The following is a 22210-nucleotide window of genomic DNA, read 5'->3' on the forward strand; positions in this document are numbered from 1 at the left end:
GTCGTAGATATAAAGGAAAGCGCACATAAACCTTTACTGTAATCGCTTATTACCCAAAAATGTAAGTTTCGAGTCGTTTGGAAGCAAAAAAAGGCTGCTCTCCTCCGGCTTACGGAAGGAAAACAGCCTATAACATAAAGATTATGAATGTCGATGAATTAGTATTGAGTTCCTGAATAAATCGGGAACTTATCTGTTAACTCGCCAACCGCTTGGCTTGCTTTGGACAATACAGTATCATCTTTCGGGTTTTTAAGGGTTTCAGCAATGATTTTACCGATTTTGACCATAGCCTCTTCATCCATCCCACGAGATGTTGCAGCAGGTGTACCAATACGAATCCCGCTTGTTACGAATGGACTGGTCGGATCAAAAGGAATCGCATTTTTATTGACCGTGATGCCCACGGAATCCAATACATGCTCCGCTTCTTTACCTGTGATATTCAAATTGCGCGTATCCAACAGCATCAGATGGTTATCCGTACCACCGGATACAATGTTAATGCCCTCAGCCAACAGTGTTTCAGCCAGCACCTGTGCGTTGCGGACTACATTTTGCGCATAGGTTTTGAACGATGGCTGGAGCGCTTCACCCAAAGCAACCGCTTTGGACGCGATCACATGCATCAGTGGCCCCCCTTGAGTACCAGGGAAAATAGCTTTATCAATCGCTTGCGCCCATGCTTTGCGAGTCAGAATCAGACCCCCACGCGGACCACGCAGCGTTTTGTGTGTCGTTGTTGTTACAAATTGGGCATGCGGAACTGGACTTGGGTGAATTCCCGCTGCCACAAGACCTGCGATATGTGCCATATCCACCATGAACAAAGCACCTACATCATTGGCAATGGAAGCAAAAGCTTCAAAATCAATAGTACGCGGATATGCACTCGCGCCAGCTACAATCAGACGAGGGCGGTGCTTGAAGGCTGCCTTGCGCACTTCATCGTAGTCGATGCGGAAGTTGTCTTCGCGGACACCATAGGCAGCAAAGTTATACAACAAGCCGGAAGCGTTAACCGGACTTCCGTGTGTTAAATGGCCACCATGCGCCAGATTCATACCCAGTACAGTATCTCCAGGTTTGAGAGCTGCCAGATACACCGCCATGTTGGCTTGTGCTCCAGAGTGAGGCTGCACGTTAGCATGCTCAGCGCCGAACAGTTCTTTTGCTCGGTCACGTGCGATGTCTTCAACGATATCTACATGCTCACAGCCACCATAGTAGCGTTTGTTTGGGTAACCTTCAGCATATTTATTCGTCAGCACGGAGCCCATGGCTTCCATTACTGCTTCACTGACAATGTTCTCGGATGCGATTAGCTCGATATTGTGGCGTTGTCGTTTCAGTTCAAGTCCCATTGCTTCCATCACTGCTGGGTCACTTTTACGCAGGTGTTCCATCATGATTGATTACTCCCTCTCCATAGTCAATTGTTGGGTATACAAGCTAACGCCTGCTCCTCTGTTGGGTACCTCATCATCATTGCAAAAACGATTAGTACAAACATGCCGCCATGCCAAATGCTAATCGCAGTTTCCGCCGACTTCTTGCTCCAGACTGTACACCGCCCGTTGTCCGCCAATAAGTGGAGGACGGGTGAACGCCGCTGTCACACGTGCTTCGCCAATCCAGCGAAGGCTTGGGCGAAACGGAACAGCAATCGGTCGCAGATGCATGCCAATCAGCGTTTCGCCGATGTCTATCCCGGCATGAGCCTGCACGTTCGCCGCCAAACACGCGTCGCTCATAGAACGATAGGCGACGGTAGCCATAGAGCCTCCTGCTGTACGAACAGGAACAGCCGCAACCTCCATCAGTCCCAGTCGCTCCAGTACAGCCCGTTCAACGACCAACGCTCGGTTCAAATGCTCACAGCATTGAAACGCTACATCAAAGCCATACTGCCTGCGAACGGACTCTACTCCAGATAACAGTTGTTGAGCCACATCGAGCGCTCCCGCCGTGCCAATTCGACTTCCAGCCACTTCACTTGTGCTAACGCCGATAACCAGCAGGCGACCAGCCCTGAGACTGGCTGCTTCTGCGATTTCCCGCACAACAGAAGTGGTCTGTGCTTCTAGCGAAATCTCATGATCCAATTGTCCCACCATTGGAACCTCCTTTGGTTGAACAGCCTCTCAGAGACTAGGCACGGTCTCATGCCCCAAGTTCAACACACTCTCTCCTGATCACAATCTCACTATATTATAGCCGATGTTTCAGATTTCGAGCAGAAAAAATGGAAGAACCTTTGAAGGAATCAACCCTCAGCTAAACATCTGGCATAACTTGTATATGAAAAAAGAGCAGTCCACACCTATGTGGAATTGCTCTTTTGCCCAGGCGACCGGCCGTATATCCGATGCTCCATCGTGGTTAATCCCACTTTTGTCGCCAGTTACATCGGATTCTCATTTTTCCACCTTATCTTAACGGATTAACCGTCGAAAATCAACAGATTCCGTACAAAATAGATGAGTAAGAGCGATTTTATTCGGAAGAGGCCTTTAGCTTGTCCAGCAGCTTATGCAGCGCCGTGCGGATTTCCGCAGCTGTGACATCGTAGTCTTCTCGTGAACCGCCAAACGGATCTGAAATATCAAAGCCCGGAATCCGTTGGTGTAATTCAATCATTCGTTCACGCTCCTGCGCCGATAGCTCTTGTCCAAGTGAAGCCATCAACTGCTGTGAAGCATATAAACCGTCCAACTCCTGTACATCATTCAACACCGCATCCCGGTTCTCCACATATTCCTTAAGCGTAAATACTTTGCCCGCCGTTTGGGGAAAGCGCTGAATTACGTGCTGTTTATGTCCTTGCGTCAAGGTTAAGATCAGATGTGCCCACCCGGCAAGCCCGTCGCTCAAAGGGGTTGAAGTGATCTGATCGGATATATCGTGATCACGTAGAACCGCCTCTGCATGTCGGGATATCGGCGTGCCTTCCATCGCTGCCACTCCCGCAGAACGCACTTCCAGTTCTAGTCCATGCTCAGCAGCCAACTTACGCAGCATCCCTTCAGCCATTGGACTACGACAGGTATTCCCAGTGCATACAAATAAGATATTCTTCAACGTTTTCACCCCCCGTATGTTAAAAAATATATAAACAGAGGATTACTATAATCCTAATCCCTTACTTTAACCCTGCACTTATTTTACACTGTCTGCGCTAAAATCAAAACATAAACATAAAGCCGAATGCCAGCAAAATGGCACCGCCCACTGCTTCCCCGTAATCTCCTAGATTGCGGCTGACCTTGCGACCCAGCAGCAGGCCCAACATCGCCATTGCTCCCCCGCAAAAACCAAATGCCAGAACAGACAGCACCAGATCACTCTGGAACATCCCCAGTGACACTCCTACAGAAAATGAATCCACGCTCACCCCAAGTGCAAACAGCAAAAGACCTAAAGGCGAACGATGATCCAATACCTGTACGCCGTCCCCTTTGAAGGAATTATACACCATATGCCCGCCTAAAAGGATGAGTAGCCCCCCTGCGAAGTAGGTCGTCACATGACCTAATAAAGAACTCATATAATGGCCTGTGAAAATTCCCAGCAATGGCATCAGAATGTGAAAAAAGCCAATAACAGTGCTGATGCGCAGCACGTCTCGCAGGCGTATCCCCTTCATGCCGATCCCTACGCCCAGCGATAACGCATCCATTCCTAGCGCTACCGCCATGATCAGAATCGTTACAACCTGCCCGGCATGGGCAGAGGCTGCCAGCATACTCCATCCCTCCATTATCCGTCTGTTCTTGTACACGTTATGCGGACAAGAGGCAAATCAGTACAAGCATGCACTGAAAGTACCCAATACCGAGACGAGGAGGGAGGAAAATTTAATATAAGAGGCTCTGATTCGACAGAAGCTACAGGCGGACGATTCGGTGACCTGCCGCTTTAAGCAGGCGGTTCATAACGGCGTCGCCCAATCCTTTCGGCGGACAGGATTCCGCCAAAATGTAGGTGACGCCGTCCTCGTCGCAGCGGCGCAGCACGCCGTATAGGCGCTGCGCTGCCTCATGGAGCGCGTCCAGCTTGCCTAGCGTGTAGACGCGTTCTCCGGCGTAGCCGGCGGTATGCTCGTCGAACGCGAGCACTGCTGTGCGCTCTCCGCTGGCGGAAGCCTCCGCCAGCGCGGCGCGAATCCAGCCCGTCACCTCAACGGACGACGGGCCTTGTACCACGCTCAAGCGGCCTCGCGGCGCGTAGTGTGTGTACTTCATGCCCGGCGAGCGCGGCGCCGGGCTGTCGGCATCCTCCCCGGGCGTAGCGGCCAGCGCCGGGTCCAGCACGACGGCGCGAGCAACTGCAGCGAGCTGCTCAGCCGTCACGCCGCCGGGGCGCAGGATGGTGACCGTTCCGTCGTCAGCCGCCTGCACCACCGTGGACTCCAGCCCCACACCTGTGGGGCCTCCGTCTAAAATGCCGCCGATGCGGCCCTCCAGATCCTCCCGCACATGCTGTGCAAGAGTGGGACTGGGTCTTCCCGAACGATTGGCGCTTGGCGCAGCCAACGGACAACCCGCTTCAGCGATCAAGCGCAGCGCTATCGGATGATCTGGCATGCGCACACCAACCGTGTCCAGCCCGGCCGTTACACGCGATGACAGTGCCTGCGGTACCACTGGCAATACGAGAGTCAGCGGTCCCGGCCAGAACATATTCATCAGCGCCCGGGCTGTATCGTTTATTTCTGCTACCATACCCTCTAATTGATCAGCATCAGAAACATGTACAATGAGCGGGTTATCGGAAGGGCGTCCTTTGGCAGCGAATACCGCCTCCACCGCTTTTGTACTACGAGCATCGGCTCCCAGTCCGTACACGGTCTCTGTAGGAAAGGCTACCGTCTCTCCAGCTTGGAGGAGTACAGCAGCCTCGCGTATGCCTTTTTCCGCCGCGATCCGAGTCTGTTCAGCCGAAGTTTCGTCAGAAACACCCCCGTCAGTGTTGTTCACAGGAACCAAACATCTTACATCCCACCATTGGGTATGGGAAGACTTCAATGCCTGCTTCAGCTCGCAATTCCCCTGTTCGTCCAGCTTTTGCTCCGATTTTTCCTTTTGCACAAAATCTCCGCGCAAGTCTTGCATTTGATTCAATTTATCGCTCATATCAGATCATCCCATATCTTATTGTCGTATACAGGCCAGTGATTTCGCTTGATCCTATAAGGCTACTTTGAAAGATCAGTTTATTTGGCTCTGCCATGTGTATATCTATCGTAAGCTCCATTATAGCATATGGGGAAACTTACACTCCTCAACGTTTAGGCAAACAAGCCACTCACCCAGCTGCACAGTCCCGCAAGTGCATCCCACAGAAAAAAACGCACTTCCGGCTCCTTGTCAATGGTATTCGTCCGACTATCTCCATGATCCGTTTTTGCTGATACCGTTTGTGCCGCTGCTTCCCCACTGCCTGCATCAATAAAGCACAGCGGAGGAAACAGCACGCACCACCAATTTTGACCTTTTCCTTGCCCCAGCGTAACCCGTAGCGCTTCATAATTCCCTGCCGGGTAGACAAGACCACCGTACATTTTCGTCGGGAAAGGTACGCTCGCCAGTTCCACCTGATGATCATACGCAATGCCGCGACGAGCCAGTTCCGTACCTACCAAACGGTCAATTTCAGGTAAATGAGCATCAATCAATGATCTGGCTTGGTCTAAGCTTTGCGGGTTTTCCAACTCACTCACCCAAGCATTCATCTGCTGCACAATAGCGTCCCGTATTTCGCGTTTAACTAGCTGATCCTCCGGGCGATCCGAGTTGGCCAAAATACGCAGTCGAATGGAGTCGTGTGGAATCACCTCCAGCCCTGTTGTAGTCACTCCTGATGCTAAGGCTCCTCTTGTTCCCATGGTCATAGCAGCATCCGTCTTTTGACCTTCCCAAGACATCATTAATATCGAAATACAAAATAGTATCATTGCAGCTTGCTTTACCCAACTTCTCATCTTCGCCCCCCCAAACCCAAACTCTATCATGTCTATCAGTTTGTCCGGTTTGGGAGAGTCTAAACCTATAAGTCTTGTAAAATATTCATAACCACTTTACAGATTTTCTTCAATACACCCTCGAATCATGCTACACCAAGCTTCAGACCCTCGCCGAGGAATATAAAAAAGCCCAGATTTCACAATCTGGACTCTCGCGTTGCACCGTTTCAACTCACACACAAATACCAATCAGTATCTAGCCACAATCCAACTGTACTAGGCTTTTTTCGCCTTCGTCAAGTTCAATCTGGAAGGCTGTGGCAGATCATCCTCCAGCTCTTGGCCGTGCACCTTAATGCTCATAACCAAGCCGATACTAGCCATGTTAATAAGCAACGAGGTACCACCATAACTTATGAACGGGAGCGTAATCCCCGTAAGCGGCATAATGCCCAGAAACGCACCAATATTCTCAAAAATCTGGTACAGTAACATGGACACAATCCCGACAATAATATACGGTCCGGCGCGATCCCGGCATTCCAGCGAAATCAGGATCATTCGGTGAATCAAAATAAAATATAACAATAACAGCACTGAAGAGCCTACAAAGCCAAATTCCTCCGCTACGACCACAAAAATAGAATCCGCATACGTATAAGGAACACGCCCGGACTGTACCGAGGTTCCTTGCAAAAAGCCCTTGCCCATCATCCCGCCAGAGGCTATCGCCAGCTTGGCATTTTTGGTATGATAAGACGCCTTCGCGGTTGCCTCTTCCGGTACCAACCAAGGGTCCAACCGCTCAACCCAGTGACTACGGCCAATCCCCTTCATAAAGGAATCAATCTCATCGTGAAACGAAATATAAGCTTTGATCCCGCCGCCAACGGCGACTGCAAATACGATGAATCCGATTAACGCATGGGATGCCTTCACATTACCAATCCATAGCATACCAATGACGATGACAATGTAACCAAGCGCATTACCCAAGTCATTTTGTGCCATAACCATGGCAAACGGGACAAAGCTCACCAGAGCCACTGGAAGAACATCCTGAATGAAATACAGCCTACTCTTGCGCTTTTTGATCAGCATATAAGTCAGAAAAATGATAAGAACCAGCTTGAATACCTCGGCAGGCTGAAGATTCAAGCCACCAATTTTCAGAAAGCCCTGAGAGTTGTTAACCGTCCCACCAAAAAATCCGAGACCCAACAGGAATATTCCGCCTCCATATACGTACAGGGCTTTTTTAATGAATATCCGAAAATCGACCATCGCTAAACCCAAGATCGCCACAAAACCCAATATATAATACCCGATCATCTTTTGATAGTCGTTGCCGTGCTCTGCCAAGTTCGTAGGGCCCCTACCTGCGCTGTATACCGTTATGATACTAATCGCCATGAGCAAAACCAGAATAAAGATAACCGGACCGTCAATTTTTTTCAATTTCTGAAGCATGATTTCCCCCTGAGCCGTTTCTCGGTCATACTCCTCTTATTCTAAAGGAAAGACTCGCAAAAAGAAAATGCACCACTACTCCGAGACGCCTAGGACATGTCGTTCAATCCCTGCAAGGTCAGGAACGATTATAATATCCTTCCAATGACCTGCCTGTTCCAGCAGGCCAGCCACGTCTCTGGCCTGTCCCATCCCCAGCTCAAACCCGATTAGCCGGGGCGGAGTCTGAAGGAGTCCGAGCTGCTCCAGCATTGCCCGATACGGGCCGAGCCCGTCAGGACCACCATCTAACGCCATCCGTGGCTCGTGGTCGCGGACCTCCGGCTGTAGGCCAGCGATGTCAGCAGCCGGGATGTACGGCGGGTTGGACACGAGAATGTCCACCGTCGTTCCCGCAAATGGCGCCAGCAGATCGCCCTCGCGGAATTCTACGGCTGCGCCGTTCGCAGCAGCGTTATAAGCCGCTACTTTTAACGCGGCAGCCGAAATATCCCCTGCCGCTACGCGCCAGCTCGGTCGCTCAGCCGCCAGCGTCACGGCAATCGCACCGCTGCCCGCGCCGATGTCGAGCGCCTGAGGAGCACCGCTTGGCCACAGCCGATCGCCGTGCTGGAGTATCGCCTCGACGAGCAGTTCTGTCTCGGGGCGCGGAATCAGCACCGACGGCGAAACCGCGAACGGGCGGCCATAAAATTCCTGCCGTCCGATAATATACTGCGCCGGTTCACCCGCAGCTTTGCGGGCTATGATCCGTTCCCACGCCTCCTTGGCGGTGGAAGGGAACGGATCACCCAGAGCGGCGTAAAACGCCGTACCTTCCAATCCGAGCACATGCTCCAGCAACAAACGGGCATTATGCTGGGGCTCCAGAACGCCACAGCTTCCTAAAAAAGAAGAAGCCTCAACCAAGGCTTCTCTGACACTCATGTTTCGTTCCGGCGACATCCGATACACACAATCGCGCTCGTTCCCCAAAACTTAAACCTCTTGTTCCATCAAATCAGCCTGCTCTGCAATCGTGAGCGCCGATACGATTTCTTCGATCTCCCCGTTCATCACCTGGTCCAGCTTATGCATAGTTAGTCCAATACGATGATCCGTTACACGGCTTTGCGGAAAGTTGTAGGTACGGATACGCTCACTGCGGTCCCCGGTACCTACTTTGCTCTTACGCTCGCCTGCATATTTGGCTTCCTCTTCCTGACGCAACATATCCGAAATACGGGCACGCAAAACTTGCAGCGCCTTCTCCTTATTGGAGTTCTGGGATTTTCCGTCCTGACAGGTTGCCATAATACCTGTTGGCATATGCGTTACACGCACCGCCGACTTGGTCGTATTAACGGATTGTCCGCCCGCACCGCTGGAACAGAACGTATCCACGCGAATATCCTTGTCGGAAATTTCAATATCCACTTCTTCTGCCTCAGGCATAACGGATACTGTAGATGTCGATGTATGAATACGTCCACCTGATTCCGTCGTCGGAATCCGCTGGACGCGGTGTGCGCCGCTTTCGAATTTCATTTTGCTGTATGCACCGCGGCCGTTAATCATGAAAATAACCTCTTTAAAGCCCCCGAGATCATTCATGTTCGCGTCCATCAGCTCTACACGCCAGCCTTGGGTATCGGCATAACGGGTATACATCCGGTACAAATCAGCTGCGAATAGTGCTGCTTCGTCACCACCCGCTGCACCACGAATCTCAATAATAACGTTTTTATCATCATTCGGGTCCTTCGGCAGCAGCAAAATACGGATTTTTTCATCCAGCTCCCGCTTACGAACACTCAGTTCTTCAATCTCCATTTTGACCATTTCACGCATCTCGTCGTCCAGCTTTTCACCCTGCATGGTTTTTGCAGCTTCCAGCTCTTCAACGACATTTTTATATTCGGTATATGCTTCATAAGCAGGCTGTAAATCAGACTGTTCTTTGGAATAATCTCTAAGTTTTTTGCTATCGTTCGCTACATCCGGATCGCAGAGCAGTTCGCTCAGTTTATCGTAGCGGTCCGCCAATGATTGCAATCGGTCCAACAAGCGATTCACCTCTTCAGTTAAATTAATATGAAGCCAGCTTCAATTTCACTGGCTACAGCTCTTTATTATACCAACTAATTCATGAATTAGCTACAAGAAATACTGACTAATTTAGGATTTTGCAAAAATCCACACGACATGTAATTCAATAAAAAAAGTCGCCGCCCTAATATAGGCAGCGACCGCATTATCTAGCACATTTTAGAACACACATACTTGAGACATCGTCTTTTATATATCCGAATCGAGTATTGTACTCTAGAAATTTTATATTAAACATTAAAACGGAAATGCATAACGTCTCCGTCCTGCACTACATATTCCTTACCTTCCAGACGAAGCTGACCCCGTTCCTTGGCCCCATTCATCGAACCAGCAGCGACTAAATCGTTGTAGGATACAACCTCGGCACGAATAAATCCGCGTTCAAAATCCGTATGAATTACGCCCGCAGCACCCGGTGCCTTCGTTCCTTTGTGAATCGTCCAAGCGCGTACTTCCTGCACACCTGCTGTGAAATACGTATACAGGCCCAACAAGCGATATGCTGCTTTAATCAAACGGTTCAATCCGGATTCAGCCAATCCCAGCTCCTCGAGGAACATCGCCTTGTCTTCGCCTTCCAGCTCAGCAATTTCAGATTCTACCTTGGCGCTAATCGGCACCACTTCTGCATTTTCAGCCACAGCAAAATCGCGTACCTTTTGCACATATGGATTGCTGTCGGCTTCCGTTACGCCATCTTCGCTAACATTAGCGGCATAGAGTACAGGCTTCATCGTCAGCAAATGAAGATCGCGTACAATCAGCCGTTCTTCATCCGACAATTCTAAGCTACGCGCAGGTTTATCAGCATATAGCGTTTCTTTGATCCGCTCCAACACTTCAACTTCTTGGGTGTACTGCTTGTTGCCACCCTTCATGTTTTTGCGGGAACGTTCAATACGCTTGTCTACGCTTTCGATATCCGCCAGAATCAGTTCCAAATTAATGGTCTGAATGTCGCTGATCGGGTCAATTTTGCCGTCTACATGGGTAATGTTCTCATCTTCAAAGCAACGTACCACATGTACAATCGCATCCACTTCACGAATATGAGCCAGAAACTTGTTACCCAGACCCTCGCCCTTGCTCGCACCGCGCACAAGTCCTGCAATATCAACAAATTCAAAAGCCGTTGGCACCGTTTTATTCGGCACAACCAGTTCGGTCAACTTATCCAACCGCTCGTCCGGTACTTCAACGACGCCTACGTTGGGGTCAATCGTACAAAATGGATAGTTTGCGGATTCCGCACCCGCCTGCGTTATTGCGTTAAAAAGTGTTGATTTGCCCACGTTCGGCAAGCCCACAATCCCCGCTTTTAAAGCCATAATCAGAACAACTCCCGTTTATATAAAATATGCGTTATGCCATCCGTTAGTTTACCAACCCACATTATATATGAGAACCTATACACGCGGCAAGCATACGGTTATGGAATTCAGGATTTTACTATATCCCTATTTAGATTTCTTTGCTCATCTGGATATCTGTAATCCGATAGCCCGACTTGCGATATACATGCAAAGCTCGCTCATTATGCCCAAATACATGCAACCCGATGCGGACAGCTCCCAGCCTGCGAGCCTCCTGTTCCAAAGCCTCCATCGCCATCGTACCTAGACCCCTCCCCTGGTATGAATCGTCTACAAGGATATCCAGTAGAAAAGCTTCTTCTCCTTGCACGCCGTCCGTAATATTGAACCAGATGTAGCCAGCTTCCTCCTGACTCTGCCCCCCGTCATCGGAAAACATCAACATATACAGGTGAGCATGAGGTGTGTCTAGTCTCTGTGGCAGGTATTGAGCAAAACTTTCTGCCGCTCGCTCTGGTGCTTCTTCAACCGTCCATGTACCTGCTTGGATTTTCTCATCCGCATAGTCGGCAAGCGAGCGTTGTTCAAATCGATCATATTGCTCCGCATTCATCGGAACCAATGTAATAAGTCCGCTCATCCATTTACCTTCTTTCTTAGTCGAGTCGTATCTTTGAGCCCTTCTATTCCATCTACCCCAATGCCAAACATGACCGTGCGGAGTTCCAGTTCGACCTGCTCCAAACGTGCCTCCAGCGCTTCACTAGAGGCAACCGCAGAACCGAGCAAAGAACGCCCGAAGCCTGCCATGTCAGCTCCCAAAGCAAGCACCTTCGCTGCATTGACACCGTCTCTCAGTCCACCGCTGCCGATCAGAGCACCATGTGGCTGAGCGGCTCTGACTTCCACGATACAATCAGCGGTCGAATTGCCCCAGTCCGCAAACGCTTCCGCCGCCGCGCGACGCACAGGATCAGGGTTACGAAATTTCTCCACTTGGCTCCAGCTTGTCCCGCCTGCACCAGCGACATCAATAAAGGCTGCACCCGCATCATACAGTCTTGATGCCGTCTCGCCATCTATGCCCCAACCTACTTCCTTCACTCCTACAGGCACTGAAAGCTGACGACACAACTCCTCGATACGATTAAGCAGGCCGCTAAAATCCAAATTCCCTTCGGGTTGGAAAATCTCCTGCAATCCGTTCAAATGCAGCACCAACATATCTGCTCCAGCAATGTCTACTGCACGGCGACAATCGTCCACGCCAAATCCGTAGTTCAGCTGCACCGCACCCAGATTGGCAAGGATCGGGATACTGGGTGCCAGACGGCGGACTGCAAAGGTTGGAGCCAATTCTTCCCTTTCCACCGCAGCCCGTACCGAGCCGATGCCCAATGCCCAGCCGCGTCTCTCCGCTGTCTCTGCTAATCGCTCATTAATCGCTCCTGTCTCGGCGCTGCCGCCTGTCATGGAGCTAATAAGCAACGGTGTTCGTACAGCCTGTCCTAAAAAAGTAGTATCCAGGCGAACCTCGTCAAAATGCAACTCCGGCAGAGCGCAGTGCTTAAAGACATACCGCTCCAGCCCGCTGGTGATACCTTGTCCGGCCACATCTTCTTGCAAACAAAGGCGGACGTGCTCAATCTTCCGTTCGCCTGTCCGCGCGGCAGGCAACAAAGAGCCGGATCTGTTAAAGCCGTCAGGTGCTCCTTTTTTATTCTCTGTACTACTCATCTATGTTCCACCTCATCCAAAGTCACTCTGTTTATTGTATCAAGTTCAAGAAGCACAAATAAGACCGTTCCCGAACACGGTAACCGATCTATTTATCGTCTCTTATACAAATATCGTATGCCCTTAAAGTGGCTATTTTAAGATACTCTCATTGTATCATGGATGGGAAAATATATACACGATCGTGAACATTTTTTCTCCCCCATAGATCATGTTCAAAATACGCAATAAACCAGTTATTTCGGAAACTTTACAGAAAAGCCGCCCCTAATTGAGCTGCAGCTTTTCTACAAAATGCCTACTCGAAAGTATGATCCCTATCCCAGCAAGATAAAGGTCATTACATTCTCCTTTATCCCTTCATCGAATCAGGTACAGATGAAATGCTTTCTCCTTGCTCCTTCGTACGCCCGTGTCCAAATTTGAACACAAGAATACCACCGATAATGACCAATACACCGATCAGCTTGTTAATGGTAAACGGAATTTTCTCTAATCCTAGCCATCCTAATGAATCCCACAACAGGGCGGTCCCTAATTGCGCTGTCAATACAATGGAGATCGCATAGGTCGGGCCAAGTCGCTTCATTCCTTGTACCAGACAGAACACAACACCGACACCAATCATGCCACTGAACCAGTACCACGGCTGCATATGCTGTAAAGCAAATGTATTTTTCCCTTCAAAAATAAGACTCCCGAGTAAGGAAGCCAAGAACCCTGTGCCCAGCACCAATGTTGTTGTGGCCCACGATCCTGTCCGTTCATTCACCTTATTATTGAATATCGTTTGCAGACTGACCAAGGCACCTGCGATAACCGCCAATACAATTCCTAATAACATATGTTAACTCTCCCTTGATGATCCTTGATATTCTTCTGTTTTTTACTACATGCTCCTATTACAATGATTCATAAATATTATGTCCTGCCAGTTCACTCAAACCTTTTCTGTCCCGAATGACAATATAGCCTTTTGTCCGTTCAACCCATCCATCTTCAATCATTTTGCGAATAACACGGTTGAGATGTCTATAGCTGGTTCCGATCAAATTCGCCACATCTACCAGACTGGATGCCCGTAATTCCTCATGAAAAGCTGTATTCGATTCGTCAAAAGAAACCGATAGCAGGTAGCTCGCCAGTCTGACTTCCACCGGATACATGAGATTAAAACTGGAAAAGTCGGAGTCCAGGCAAAACTTTCGCGTGACAACATCCAATAGAAATTGCAGCAAAGGAGCATAGTCTTTGCCGTATTTGTTCATCCATTGGTGGTGAATACCGATCACATAGATCGGAGACACTGCCTCTACCGTGTTGATGACGTGACTATTCCGAATATATTCAACATCTCCTATGACCTCGATCGGTGTTTTGAAGCAAAGGATCAGGGTTTTCCCTTCTGTAGAACTGGTATAAATCTTGACCTTGCCCTGCACCAGTATATATAGATGCTCAATGGGATCCCCCTGTAAACAGAGCTTTTCCCCTTGCTCCAAACGATGCAACGACAAATAAGGATGTAGTGGCTCGTAGAGTATGGATTCCAACTCATGCAGCTGCAAAAAATATTTTAGCTGCTCTTGATCCTGAATTTCTCTCATTCCTAAGCTCACCTTCAATCTCTACATTCTAAGCTTTCTTTACAAGTTAAATTTCTATTTTAAAGCTTCAGAATAATTACACCCGCGATCATCATACCAATACCTATAAATTGTGGCAGCTTCATCTTTTGCTTCACTATACCGAACCATCCCTTAATATCTACCAGAAAGGTTAAACACAACTGCGCAATCAACAACGCCGAGATCGTGAACGTAACCCCAATATGTTGGATCGCCGTGACTTCACTAAATATAATAATAGCTGCAAAGGCACCGCCCCAAAGATACATTGGCTTCACCTGTTTCATTTCAGCCACATTGCCATCCCTTGTAAACATCCAGACTAATGCTGCCAAAATAAACCCTATTAGCTGAGTAACAGCAGCAGCCTGCCATGTACCAATATCCTGACTAATCCGTGTATTCGCTACACCTTGTAGCGTAATACACGCTCCTCCCAGAAAAGCAAACAAGATTCCTCTCATAAATCGTTATTCTCCCCATGTAAATGACTTTTCTATATATTAAATTATAGGGCAGACTCTCTATAAAGGACATATGTCCTCAACGAATAGTAAAACATCCTTCATTTCATTCAGTATCCGCGTCAATCCTGCACACTTGCGTTAATAACTTGACAGTATCCCATCATAAAACTGCATGTTCCGGCACGGTAAAACGGAATGCAGCATCCAATTGAGGAGTTGATCGTCATATGACTACACGTGATCCGCTGCATTCTAAGCCGGAATATCAAAGAAAATCCAGGCATAAGGGCCGTGCCCTTAAAATCGCCATTCTGGTACTTATCCTTTGGCTGATTGCCGTCATGCTGTATCAGACCCATAAACCCTTGCCTCCGTTCGTCTCTTATGAGAGCCAGGAGTATTCAACCCATGAGGTAAACTTCTGGACGGATTTGACCTATCCCACCGGGGATGGTAGTACTGCACAGCATGAAGGACAAATTTTGAAGCGTATGCTCGGGATCATTGATGAAGCCGAGCAATTTATCGTCATCGATCTGTTTCTGTTCAACGACTATAAGCATAAAGGTCAGCACTTCCCCCAAGTTAGCGCACAAATGACCGATCATCTTATTGCCAAAAAGAAAGCTCATCCTGATATGCCTATCTTTTTCATTACAGATGAAGTCAATACCAACTACAATTCTGCTCCCAACCCTTTGTTGGAAAATATGAAGCGAGCAGGGATTCAGGTCGTGCAGACCGATGTAGATCCCCTGCGGGACTCTACACCCATCTATTCGGCGGTGTGGCGTACCTTCTTCCAATGGTTCGGGCAGCAAGGCACAGGCTGGATTCCCAACCTGATGGCCAGTGACGGACCGGATGTTACGGCTCGCTCCTATCTTAAGCTGTTAAACGTCAAGGCCAATCACCGAAAATTGGTTGTCAGCGAACAGACAGCGCTCATTTCTACAGGCAATGTGCACGACGCGAGCGCCTACCACTCCAATGTAGCGCTGGAGGTGAAGGGGCCCATCATCGGAGACATTTTACAAACGGAACAGGCGGTGTTGGACTTTTCGGGCGGTGGGCAGCTTCCTGCCTATACACCACAGGCCGAACCCAAAGTTCCATCGAGTAAGGACAGCTATCGAATCAAATATCTAACTGAGGGCAAGGTGTACACCTCGGTTCTGGATGGCATCGGGCAGACGAAGAAAGGTGACAGCATTCATATGGGCATGTTTTATTTGGCTGACCGCAAAGTATTGAATAGCCTACTGGATGCCTCTGCGCGCGGTGTAAACATCCAATTACTGCTGGACCCCAATGAGAACGCGTTTGGTCAGGAAAAAATCGGCATCCCCAATCGTCCGGTCGCCCAAGAGTTGTCCGATAAATCGGGCGGGAACATTCAAATTCGCTGGTATCATACCACCCATGAGCAATTCCATACCAAACTGATTTATATCGCCAAGGCGCAAGGAGAGCATATCATTTGGGGTGGCTCTACCAATCTGACGCCCCGTAATCTGGATGATTTGAATCTGGAAAATGAATTGTGGGTGGCCGCTCCGGCGGACAGCAAGCTGACCCGACAGGTTGCGGCCTATTTCGATAAGCTATGGAATAATCAGGGGGCTGAATACAGCTTGGATCTAGCAGCTTACGAGGATCATTCAACATTTTGGAAAGATATTATATACCGTCTACAGGATATTTTAGGCTTTACTACATTTTAACTACCGAATAGTGCTGTAGCGAATTCGTTTATGACCTACAACAGCGGTGAAAGCAGCCGCGCGAGCGATTCCATCAAACGTTTGAACAGACGTTTTTTCATGAATTCTTCGCGTACGATCAGACTGGCAGAATGCAAATCTCGTTCGTAGTCTGTTACCATCTGCTGCACACTGTGCGTTTGAATTAACAGAGCGTTAACTTCAAAATTCAAATGAAAGCTACGCATATCCATATTGGCTGTCCCGATGGTCGCAACTTCCCCGTCAATGATGAGGAGCTTGGAGTGGAGGAACCCTTTTTCATATTCATATACCTTGACTCCAACCTCCAGTAACGACTGGAAGTACGAATGAGACGCGAGAAAAGGTAGCCATTTATCCGGTTTTGCGGGAAACAGAATACGTACGTCCAACCCGGACAAGGCAGCCATCCGTAAGGCAGTCAGGATATCTTCATCCGGGATAAAATAAGGAGTGGCAATCCAGACTGATTTTCGGGCGGACGTGATCATGGAGAAAAACAGATTTTTAAGCACTCTCCGCTCATTATCCGGGCCGCTAGCAATAATCTGCACGCCTCCGTCTGTAATGGGTTCAATACTGGGAGACAGATATTCGCTATCGAGCACCGACTCACCCGTCATGTGAAGCCAATCCTGTAGAAATATAAGCTGCAACGTCCGCACAGCTTCGCCCTTCACAATCATATGCGTATCACGCCAAAAGCCGTAGGCTTTGTTGCGGCTGAGATACTCATCTCCCACATTTAGACCACCAATTAATCCGATATTACCGTCGATGACTACAATTTTACGGTGATTACGATAGTTTACCCGGCTGGAGAAGAACAAGATCCGAGCGCCGCCGTACGCAACAACCTCTACTCCTGCATCTCTCATTTCTTTCAAAAATGACTTTGACAACTGAATACTGCCCACCGCATCGTACATAAACCGAACCTTAACACCCGCTTTAGCCTTTTCAATCAAAATTTTCTGAATGCTGGTACCGATATCATCCGAACGGAAAATGTAATATTCCATATGGATATGATGCTGCGCCTTGCGCAGCTCTTCTAGCAAAGTGGAGAAGGTTTCATCTCCATTGTTCAGAATTTGAGTTTCGGTCGCAAAATAAATCGGGGAGCGGGCCAGTCTGCGGGCCAAACGCATCAACTGCTGCTGCTCATCTGTAAAGCAGGTCAGATCCCGTTTGACTCGCAAAGCATCCTTTTCTATGCGGTCGTAAGCCTGTTGGTCACGCAATGCCTTTTTATCATACTTGCGACGCTTGAATACATTTTGCCCAAACAGAAAATAGAGAGGAAGTCCAACGACTGGCAGCAATGCCAGCAGCAAAATCCAGGACATCGTAGTGGAGGGATTACGATTCTCCGTAAAAATAATCAGACTGATGGAGATCACTGTCAGGGTGGAAAAAATACTGATGACAGTTCCTTCATTTTTGCCGATGTAATTAAACAAGCCAAAATAATAAATAATAAACACCATAGCCGCGATCAATACGGCTAGTAAGCTTCGCCTCATAACTAACCTCACTTCCAGTGGACTGCATTCGACAAGTATTCTTCATTATATTGTACATGAGCCCCTTATTTCTTCCCACTTTTTTATTAAAATGTTGATAAAAAAATCCAAAGAAAAGCTTTATACAAAACACAATGATGCTGGGTTGACACTTACTTTTTTTCGTGCAAGAATAAACTAACGAACGTTAGGTAGGTGACAATAATGGGAATGGAAGAGATTCGAAAGGCCGCTCTTTTTCAATTTGCCACCAATGGGTATGAAGGAGCATCCTTGAGCAGTATTGCCGCTGAGGTCGGTATCCGAAAACCGTCTATATACGCGCATTTCCAAGGCAAAGAGGATCTGTTCCTACAGGTAGCGAGGTATGCTTTTCAAGAGCAGAATCTACGTATTTTCGAGTACTTTACGGAACGTAAAGATCAGCCGCTTAAGCATACCCTGCATGACTTCTTGTTTTGGATGGGACAGGAATATGAGAGCAACGACTCAGCCAAGTTTATGCTTCGCTTTTCCTTCTTTCCGCCTGTATCGTTGTATAACGAGGTGCTGGATATTGTTAATCCTTTTCTGGACAAAATGGAGCGAAAATTAACTCGTCACCTCCGTAATGCACGGGATCGGGAACCCTTTGGGCATATGGAGCCAGTGGATGTGGCTTTAGCCTTTATGACACTGGTGGACGGAGTCATGGTGGAGCTCCTGTACAGTGGAAGCGTCAACTACCACCGAAGACTGGACGCTGCATGGCCTATTTTTTGGCGTGGGATTACGTTAACCTCACCTCATGAAGCATGAAGCCGTCGAACTTATAAAATTTATTTTTGAGGAGAATATTCATCATGAATCGCAGTTGGATTTACGTCTTTGTTGGCGGCCTGATTGAGGTCGTATGGGTATCGGGTTTGAAGCATGCGGATTCTATACTCGCCTGGGCTGTAACCGTGCTGGCTGTGGTGGCCAGCTTTTATTTGATCATGAAGGCTGCGAAGCGTTTGCCTGTAGGCACGGTATATGCTGTATTTACTGGACTAGGGACAGGGGGAACGGTCGTAGGCGAAATGCTGCTATTCGGGGAACCGTTTCAATGGTCCAAAACGCTGTTAATCGCCCTTTTGCTGGCAGGTGTGGTCGGCCTGAAGTTAGTTACCGACCGTGATGTTCAGGAAGGGAGTGGCGCATAATGGCTTGGATTGCTTTGGTTATCGCGGGATGCTCGGAAGTATTAGGAGTCATTGGTATGAAGGGAGTTACGGTGGGCAAAGGCTGGAAGTCCTTAGTGCTTATGGTCTTATCCTTTGTTCTTAGCTTTTCCCTGCTCAGCTATGCCATGAAAAGTTTGCCTATGGGGACTTCCTATGCCGTATGGACAGGCATCGGAACGGTTGGTAGCACGATTACAGGCATGTTCTTGTACGGTGAACAAAAAAGCGTACTGCGTGTCTTATTCATCGCCATGATTCTTGCCGCAGCATTGGGATTAAAGCTAATATCTTAGCATAAGCGAATGGCACCAAATGCTGCAAATTGCTGATCTTAAAGGAGTGATGCCTTGTGATTACCACCGTAACGCTTAACGCGGCTGTGGATAAAATCTACACAGTTGCAGGCTTCGGTTTGAATGCCGTCCACCGCATTGAAGGCGGCCTGACGGTACCGGGCGGCAAGGGCGTGAATGCCGCCCGCGTCATTCGCACACTAGGCGAGCCAGTACGAGCAACCGGGTTTGCTGCCGGACACACCGGACGGCTGCTCATTGACGGGTTGAGCGCGGAAGGCGTAAGCGCCGATTTCATTGAAACGGCACATGGGGAGACCCGTCTCGCCATTACCGTGCTCGACCCGTCCGCGCGCACGCAGACCGAGCTGATTGAGAGCGGACCGACCGTTGGGCCGCTTGAATTAGCCGCACTGCGGCGCAAAATCGAGACCCTTGCCGAGGATTCGGCTTGGGTCGTATTCTCCGGCAGCCTGCCACCCGGCTGTCCGCCCGATCTGTACGCCGAGCTGTGCACGCTGGCAAAGGCACGTGGCGCGCGGGTGGCGCTGGACGCGAGCGGTGAGGCGCTGCGCTTGGGGATGCGCGGAAAGCCCGACCTCGTGAAGCCTAACGAGGACGAGGCCGCCCACTTTGCGGGAATCGACGCAGCGCGCCCGGATGCCGCTGAAGCGGCGGCAGCGAAGCTGCTGGAAGCCGGAGCGCAGCTGGCCGTTATCTCGCTCGGCGCGCGCGGGGCGCTGGCGGTAACGCATGATGCGCGCTACCGCGTGAGCCTGCCAGACGCGGACATTGTCAGCGCGCTCGGCAGCGGTGACGCCATGGTCGCCGGGCTGGTCACCGGCGCAGCTACGGGGCTGGATCTCCCTGCCATGCTACGGCAGGGAGCGGCCTGCGGCACAGCGGCAGCTCTGCACGCCATGGCCGGGAAGATCGAGCTCCAGGACGTGAAGCGTCTGGAGCAAGGCATTACGGTGACGCTGTTGTAATTCAGCGTCACTTTTTTATTTCATCTACACATTCGCTCATTTTCATACCACAAACACAGTTGTTCCGATTCCGAATGTTCTATATTCCAACTATGCGCTTTTCCGATTTACAATCCATCCAACCCTCGGGACGCCCGAATTGCAGGCGGTATAAATGGTGCAGGCTGTCTGGCCTTTATGCTATTTTTGATCGGTGTTCCCTTTGCTTTGAGCGGGGTGTTCGCTGTATTGAAGTATTTCCTCTAACAAGGATTGGGTCACATACTGGTAATGAAATTTATCGCCATATAAATGGCCAAGCCTAAAATAATCAGTGCCGATATTTTGTTGAGCACAGTCCCAAACTTCCCTTCTGAATCCATACGTCCCACGAGACGCCCCGCCGTTGCCAGACCGATAAACCATATCCAAGATACGGACACGGCGGCTAGACCAAAGGCCCAGCGTTCCCCGCCGTCATATTGAAGGGAGCTGGTTCCAATTACGCCAACCGTGTCCAGTATGGCATGTGGATTCAATAGCGATACCGAAGCGGCAAAAATCATCTGTTGTTTCGGCCGCATCGCCTGACTTTCTCCCGAGGAAGCTGCCTTCGATCTCCATAAAGTCCAGGCCATATACAGCAGAAACAAACAGCCCGCCGCATAGAGTACGTTCGTGAGCCATAGAAATTGCTGCAAAATAAGAGATACGCCCCCAACCGCAAGCGTAATCAGGATTGTGTCACAGACACCCGCTGTTATGACAGCAGGCAATGCATTGCGAAACCGCGACTGGCACGCCCCTTGATTAAACACAAATACATTTTGTACCCCCAAAGGCAAAATCAAACCCAGCGCCAATAAAAGGGCATGGATAATAGCTTCCAGCATAAATATATTCCCCCAAATTTAACCCATTATATTTCTCTGGTATTTTCTCTCCTAAATAGTCCCTGAACAGGAAGCTTGTACGTTCCTAATCCTCTTGCATTTCCTTTAAATTCTTCACGCTCTGCGTGGTCTGTTTTATACTATGCTTCAACTGCTCTATAGCAAGCTGGTAGTCCTGCGGATTGTTCATATTGAACACTGCCTTATGCCACATGTCTTCACTCACTCCCGGCAAATCTTCTACTGTCGCATAACGAACGTTCAGCTTGTCCAACCAATCGGTGAGACGAAGCCGTCCACTACGCAAACATTCCTCGGCAGACGGTAGCACGCTCCGATGGTATACAGCCAGCAACGGGTGTATACGTCCATTCATAGAAGGTATCACTGCTTGCAATGCTGGTTCCCTCGTTCCTTGCAACTCCGTCCACTTCTTAGTTACAGCGAGCAGATCATGTAGCACCTTTGGCTGTACAAAAGGCATATCACAAGCGACAACCATCCCCCACTCCGTAGTAGATGCAGATAATCCTGCATGGATACCACTCAAGGGCCCCATACCCCGAAAAACATCAGACACAGTTTCCATACCACTCAGGCCATATCCTTGGTTGTCACGAGTGACTACTACAACCCGCTGGGCCGCCTGCTGCAATGTAGTATACATCCGTTCAAGCATAGTGGCTCCATCAATCTCAAGCAGAGCCTTATCCTGTCCCATTCGTCTGGAACGTCCTCCTGCGACGATAATACCAGTCACTTTCACAAATATGCCCTCCTTTTTTTCTGAAAACAATTGCAAATGTGCATCATGAACTTTTTGAACAAAATTTAATTATTACATAATTGTTAATTAATTGGTTTGTTAACCCTTTCAACACATGATACATTGGAATAAAGAACCTCCCA

23 protein-coding genes and 1 riboswitch are annotated in these 22210 nt (G+C 49.1%); of the genes, 5 read left to right on the top strand and 18 right to left on the bottom strand.

The window, feature by feature from the left end; translation table 11 throughout:
* Positions 1 to 158: 158 nt before the first annotated feature.
* From glyA to MKY75_RS22950, 15 genes are all read right to left on the bottom strand, one after another.
* Positions 159 to 1409, bottom strand: a complete 1251-nt coding sequence (gene glyA, locus MKY75_RS22880; RefSeq protein WP_165146166.1) for a serine hydroxymethyltransferase — start codon at positions 1407 to 1409, stop codon at positions 159 to 161.
* Between the two features lie 120 nt (positions 1410 to 1529).
* Positions 1530 to 2117: a TIGR01440 family protein gene (locus MKY75_RS22885; protein WP_029518515.1), complete on the bottom strand. Its 588-nt coding sequence runs from the start codon at positions 2115 to 2117 to the stop codon at positions 1530 to 1532.
* Between the two features lie 219 nt (positions 2118 to 2336).
* Positions 2337 to 2418, bottom strand: a riboswitch (ZMP/ZTP riboswitch).
* A gap of 78 nt (positions 2419 to 2496) precedes the next feature.
* A complete protein-coding gene (locus tag MKY75_RS22890; protein ID WP_029518516.1) occupies positions 2497 to 3081 on the bottom strand; it encodes a low molecular weight protein arginine phosphatase in 585 nt (194 codons plus the stop codon).
* 103 nt (positions 3082 to 3184) lie between these two features.
* Positions 3185 to 3745: a manganese efflux pump MntP gene (locus MKY75_RS22895; protein WP_029518517.1), complete on the bottom strand. Its 561-nt coding sequence runs from the start codon at positions 3743 to 3745 to the stop codon at positions 3185 to 3187.
* Between the two features lie 142 nt (positions 3746 to 3887).
* Positions 3888 to 5135: an L-threonylcarbamoyladenylate synthase gene (locus tag MKY75_RS22900; RefSeq protein ID WP_340886628.1), complete on the bottom strand. Its 1248-nt coding sequence runs from the start codon at positions 5133 to 5135 to the stop codon at positions 3888 to 3890.
* A gap of 155 nt (positions 5136 to 5290) precedes the next feature.
* Positions 5291 to 5983: a stage II sporulation protein R gene (gene spoIIR, locus MKY75_RS22905; protein ID WP_340886630.1), complete on the bottom strand. Its 693-nt coding sequence runs from the start codon at positions 5981 to 5983 to the stop codon at positions 5291 to 5293.
* A gap of 258 nt (positions 5984 to 6241) precedes the next feature.
* The gene (locus tag MKY75_RS22910; protein ID WP_029518520.1) at positions 6242 to 7435 is read right to left on the bottom strand and encodes an FtsW/RodA/SpoVE family cell cycle protein; all 1194 of its coding nucleotides are present in this window, start codon (positions 7433 to 7435) and stop codon (positions 6242 to 6244) included.
* A gap of 75 nt (positions 7436 to 7510) precedes the next feature.
* Positions 7511 to 8410 (bottom strand): peptide chain release factor N(5)-glutamine methyltransferase, encoded by a 900-nt coding sequence (prmC, locus tag MKY75_RS22915; RefSeq protein WP_340886632.1) that lies wholly within the window; start codon positions 8408 to 8410, stop codon positions 7511 to 7513.
* 3 nt (positions 8411 to 8413) lie between these two features.
* On the bottom strand, positions 8414 to 9481 hold the full coding sequence (gene prfA / locus MKY75_RS22920; protein ID WP_013312344.1) for a peptide chain release factor 1: 1068 nt from the start codon (positions 9479 to 9481) through the stop codon (positions 8414 to 8416).
* Positions 9482 to 9753: 272 nt separating this feature from the next.
* Positions 9754 to 10854, bottom strand: a complete 1101-nt coding sequence (gene ychF, locus MKY75_RS22925; RefSeq protein WP_013312345.1) for a redox-regulated ATPase YchF — start codon at positions 10852 to 10854, stop codon at positions 9754 to 9756.
* Positions 10855 to 10987: 133 nt separating this feature from the next.
* A complete protein-coding gene (locus MKY75_RS22930; RefSeq protein WP_340886634.1) occupies positions 10988 to 11479 on the bottom strand; it encodes a GNAT family N-acetyltransferase in 492 nt (163 codons plus the stop codon).
* On the bottom strand, positions 11476 to 12576 hold the full coding sequence (fni, locus tag MKY75_RS22935; protein ID WP_029518523.1) for a type 2 isopentenyl-diphosphate Delta-isomerase: 1101 nt from the start codon (positions 12574 to 12576) through the stop codon (positions 11476 to 11478). The genes MKY75_RS22930 and fni overlap by 4 nt, the downstream gene beginning before the upstream one ends.
* A 352-nt stretch (positions 12577 to 12928) precedes the next feature.
* Complete coding sequence (locus MKY75_RS22940) at positions 12929 to 13420, bottom strand: DMT family transporter (protein WP_318627943.1); 492 nt, start codon at positions 13418 to 13420, stop codon at positions 12929 to 12931.
* A gap of 58 nt (positions 13421 to 13478) precedes the next feature.
* Positions 13479 to 14183 (bottom strand): Crp/Fnr family transcriptional regulator, encoded by a 705-nt coding sequence (locus MKY75_RS22945; RefSeq protein WP_029518525.1) that lies wholly within the window; start codon positions 14181 to 14183, stop codon positions 13479 to 13481.
* Between the two features lie 59 nt (positions 14184 to 14242).
* The gene (locus tag MKY75_RS22950; RefSeq protein ID WP_069010024.1) at positions 14243 to 14668 is read right to left on the bottom strand and encodes a DMT family transporter; all 426 of its coding nucleotides are present in this window, start codon (positions 14666 to 14668) and stop codon (positions 14243 to 14245) included.
* 230 nt (positions 14669 to 14898) lie between these two features.
* Between MKY75_RS22950 and MKY75_RS22955 the strand changes: the two genes are divergently transcribed.
* Complete coding sequence (locus MKY75_RS22955; protein WP_069010025.1) at positions 14899 to 16395, top strand: phospholipase D family protein; 1497 nt, start codon at positions 14899 to 14901, stop codon at positions 16393 to 16395.
* Between the two features lie 35 nt (positions 16396 to 16430).
* On the opposite strand, the gene cls is transcribed toward MKY75_RS22955, so the two are convergent.
* The gene (cls, locus tag MKY75_RS22960; protein WP_029518528.1) at positions 16431 to 17942 is read right to left on the bottom strand and encodes a cardiolipin synthase; all 1512 of its coding nucleotides are present in this window, start codon (positions 17940 to 17942) and stop codon (positions 16431 to 16433) included.
* A 204-nt stretch (positions 17943 to 18146) separates the two neighbouring features.
* Between cls and MKY75_RS22965 the strand changes: the two genes are divergently transcribed.
* The 4 genes from MKY75_RS22965 to MKY75_RS22980 are packed head-to-tail and all read left to right on the top strand — an operon-like array spanning position 18147 to position 20429.
* Positions 18147 to 18740 carry a TetR/AcrR family transcriptional regulator gene (locus MKY75_RS22965; RefSeq protein WP_069010026.1) on the top strand — a complete coding sequence of 198 codons (594 nt, stop codon included), beginning with the start codon at positions 18147 to 18149 and terminating at the stop codon, positions 18738 to 18740.
* A 44-nt stretch (positions 18741 to 18784) separates the two neighbouring features.
* Positions 18785 to 19126: a DMT family transporter gene (locus MKY75_RS22970; RefSeq protein WP_013312354.1), complete on the top strand. Its 342-nt coding sequence runs from the start codon at positions 18785 to 18787 to the stop codon at positions 19124 to 19126.
* Entirely contained in the window at positions 19126 to 19440 is a 315-nt protein-coding gene (locus MKY75_RS22975) for a DMT family transporter (RefSeq protein ID WP_013312355.1), read from the top strand. The genes MKY75_RS22970 and MKY75_RS22975 overlap by 1 nt, the downstream gene beginning before the upstream one ends.
* Before the next feature lie 56 nt (positions 19441 to 19496).
* Positions 19497 to 20429, top strand: a complete 933-nt coding sequence (locus MKY75_RS22980; RefSeq protein WP_340886635.1) for a 1-phosphofructokinase family hexose kinase — start codon at positions 19497 to 19499, stop codon at positions 20427 to 20429.
* Positions 20430 to 20686: 257 nt separating this feature from the next.
* On the opposite strand, the gene MKY75_RS22985 is transcribed toward MKY75_RS22980, so the two are convergent.
* Positions 20687 to 21301 (bottom strand): LysE/ArgO family amino acid transporter, encoded by a 615-nt coding sequence (locus MKY75_RS22985; protein ID WP_069010028.1) that lies wholly within the window; start codon positions 21299 to 21301, stop codon positions 20687 to 20689.
* 85 nt (positions 21302 to 21386) lie between these two features.
* Positions 21387 to 22067, bottom strand: coding sequence for a molybdenum cofactor guanylyltransferase (gene mobA, locus MKY75_RS22990; RefSeq protein ID WP_069010029.1), 681 nt, complete (start codon positions 22065 to 22067; stop codon positions 21387 to 21389).
* Positions 22068 to 22210 lie beyond the last annotated feature (143 nt).

The sequence above is a fragment of the Paenibacillus sp. FSL L8-0663 genome, assembly GCF_038008125.1.
GTDB classification, from domain to species: Bacteria; Bacillota; Bacilli; order Paenibacillales; family Paenibacillaceae; genus Paenibacillus; species Paenibacillus polymyxa_D.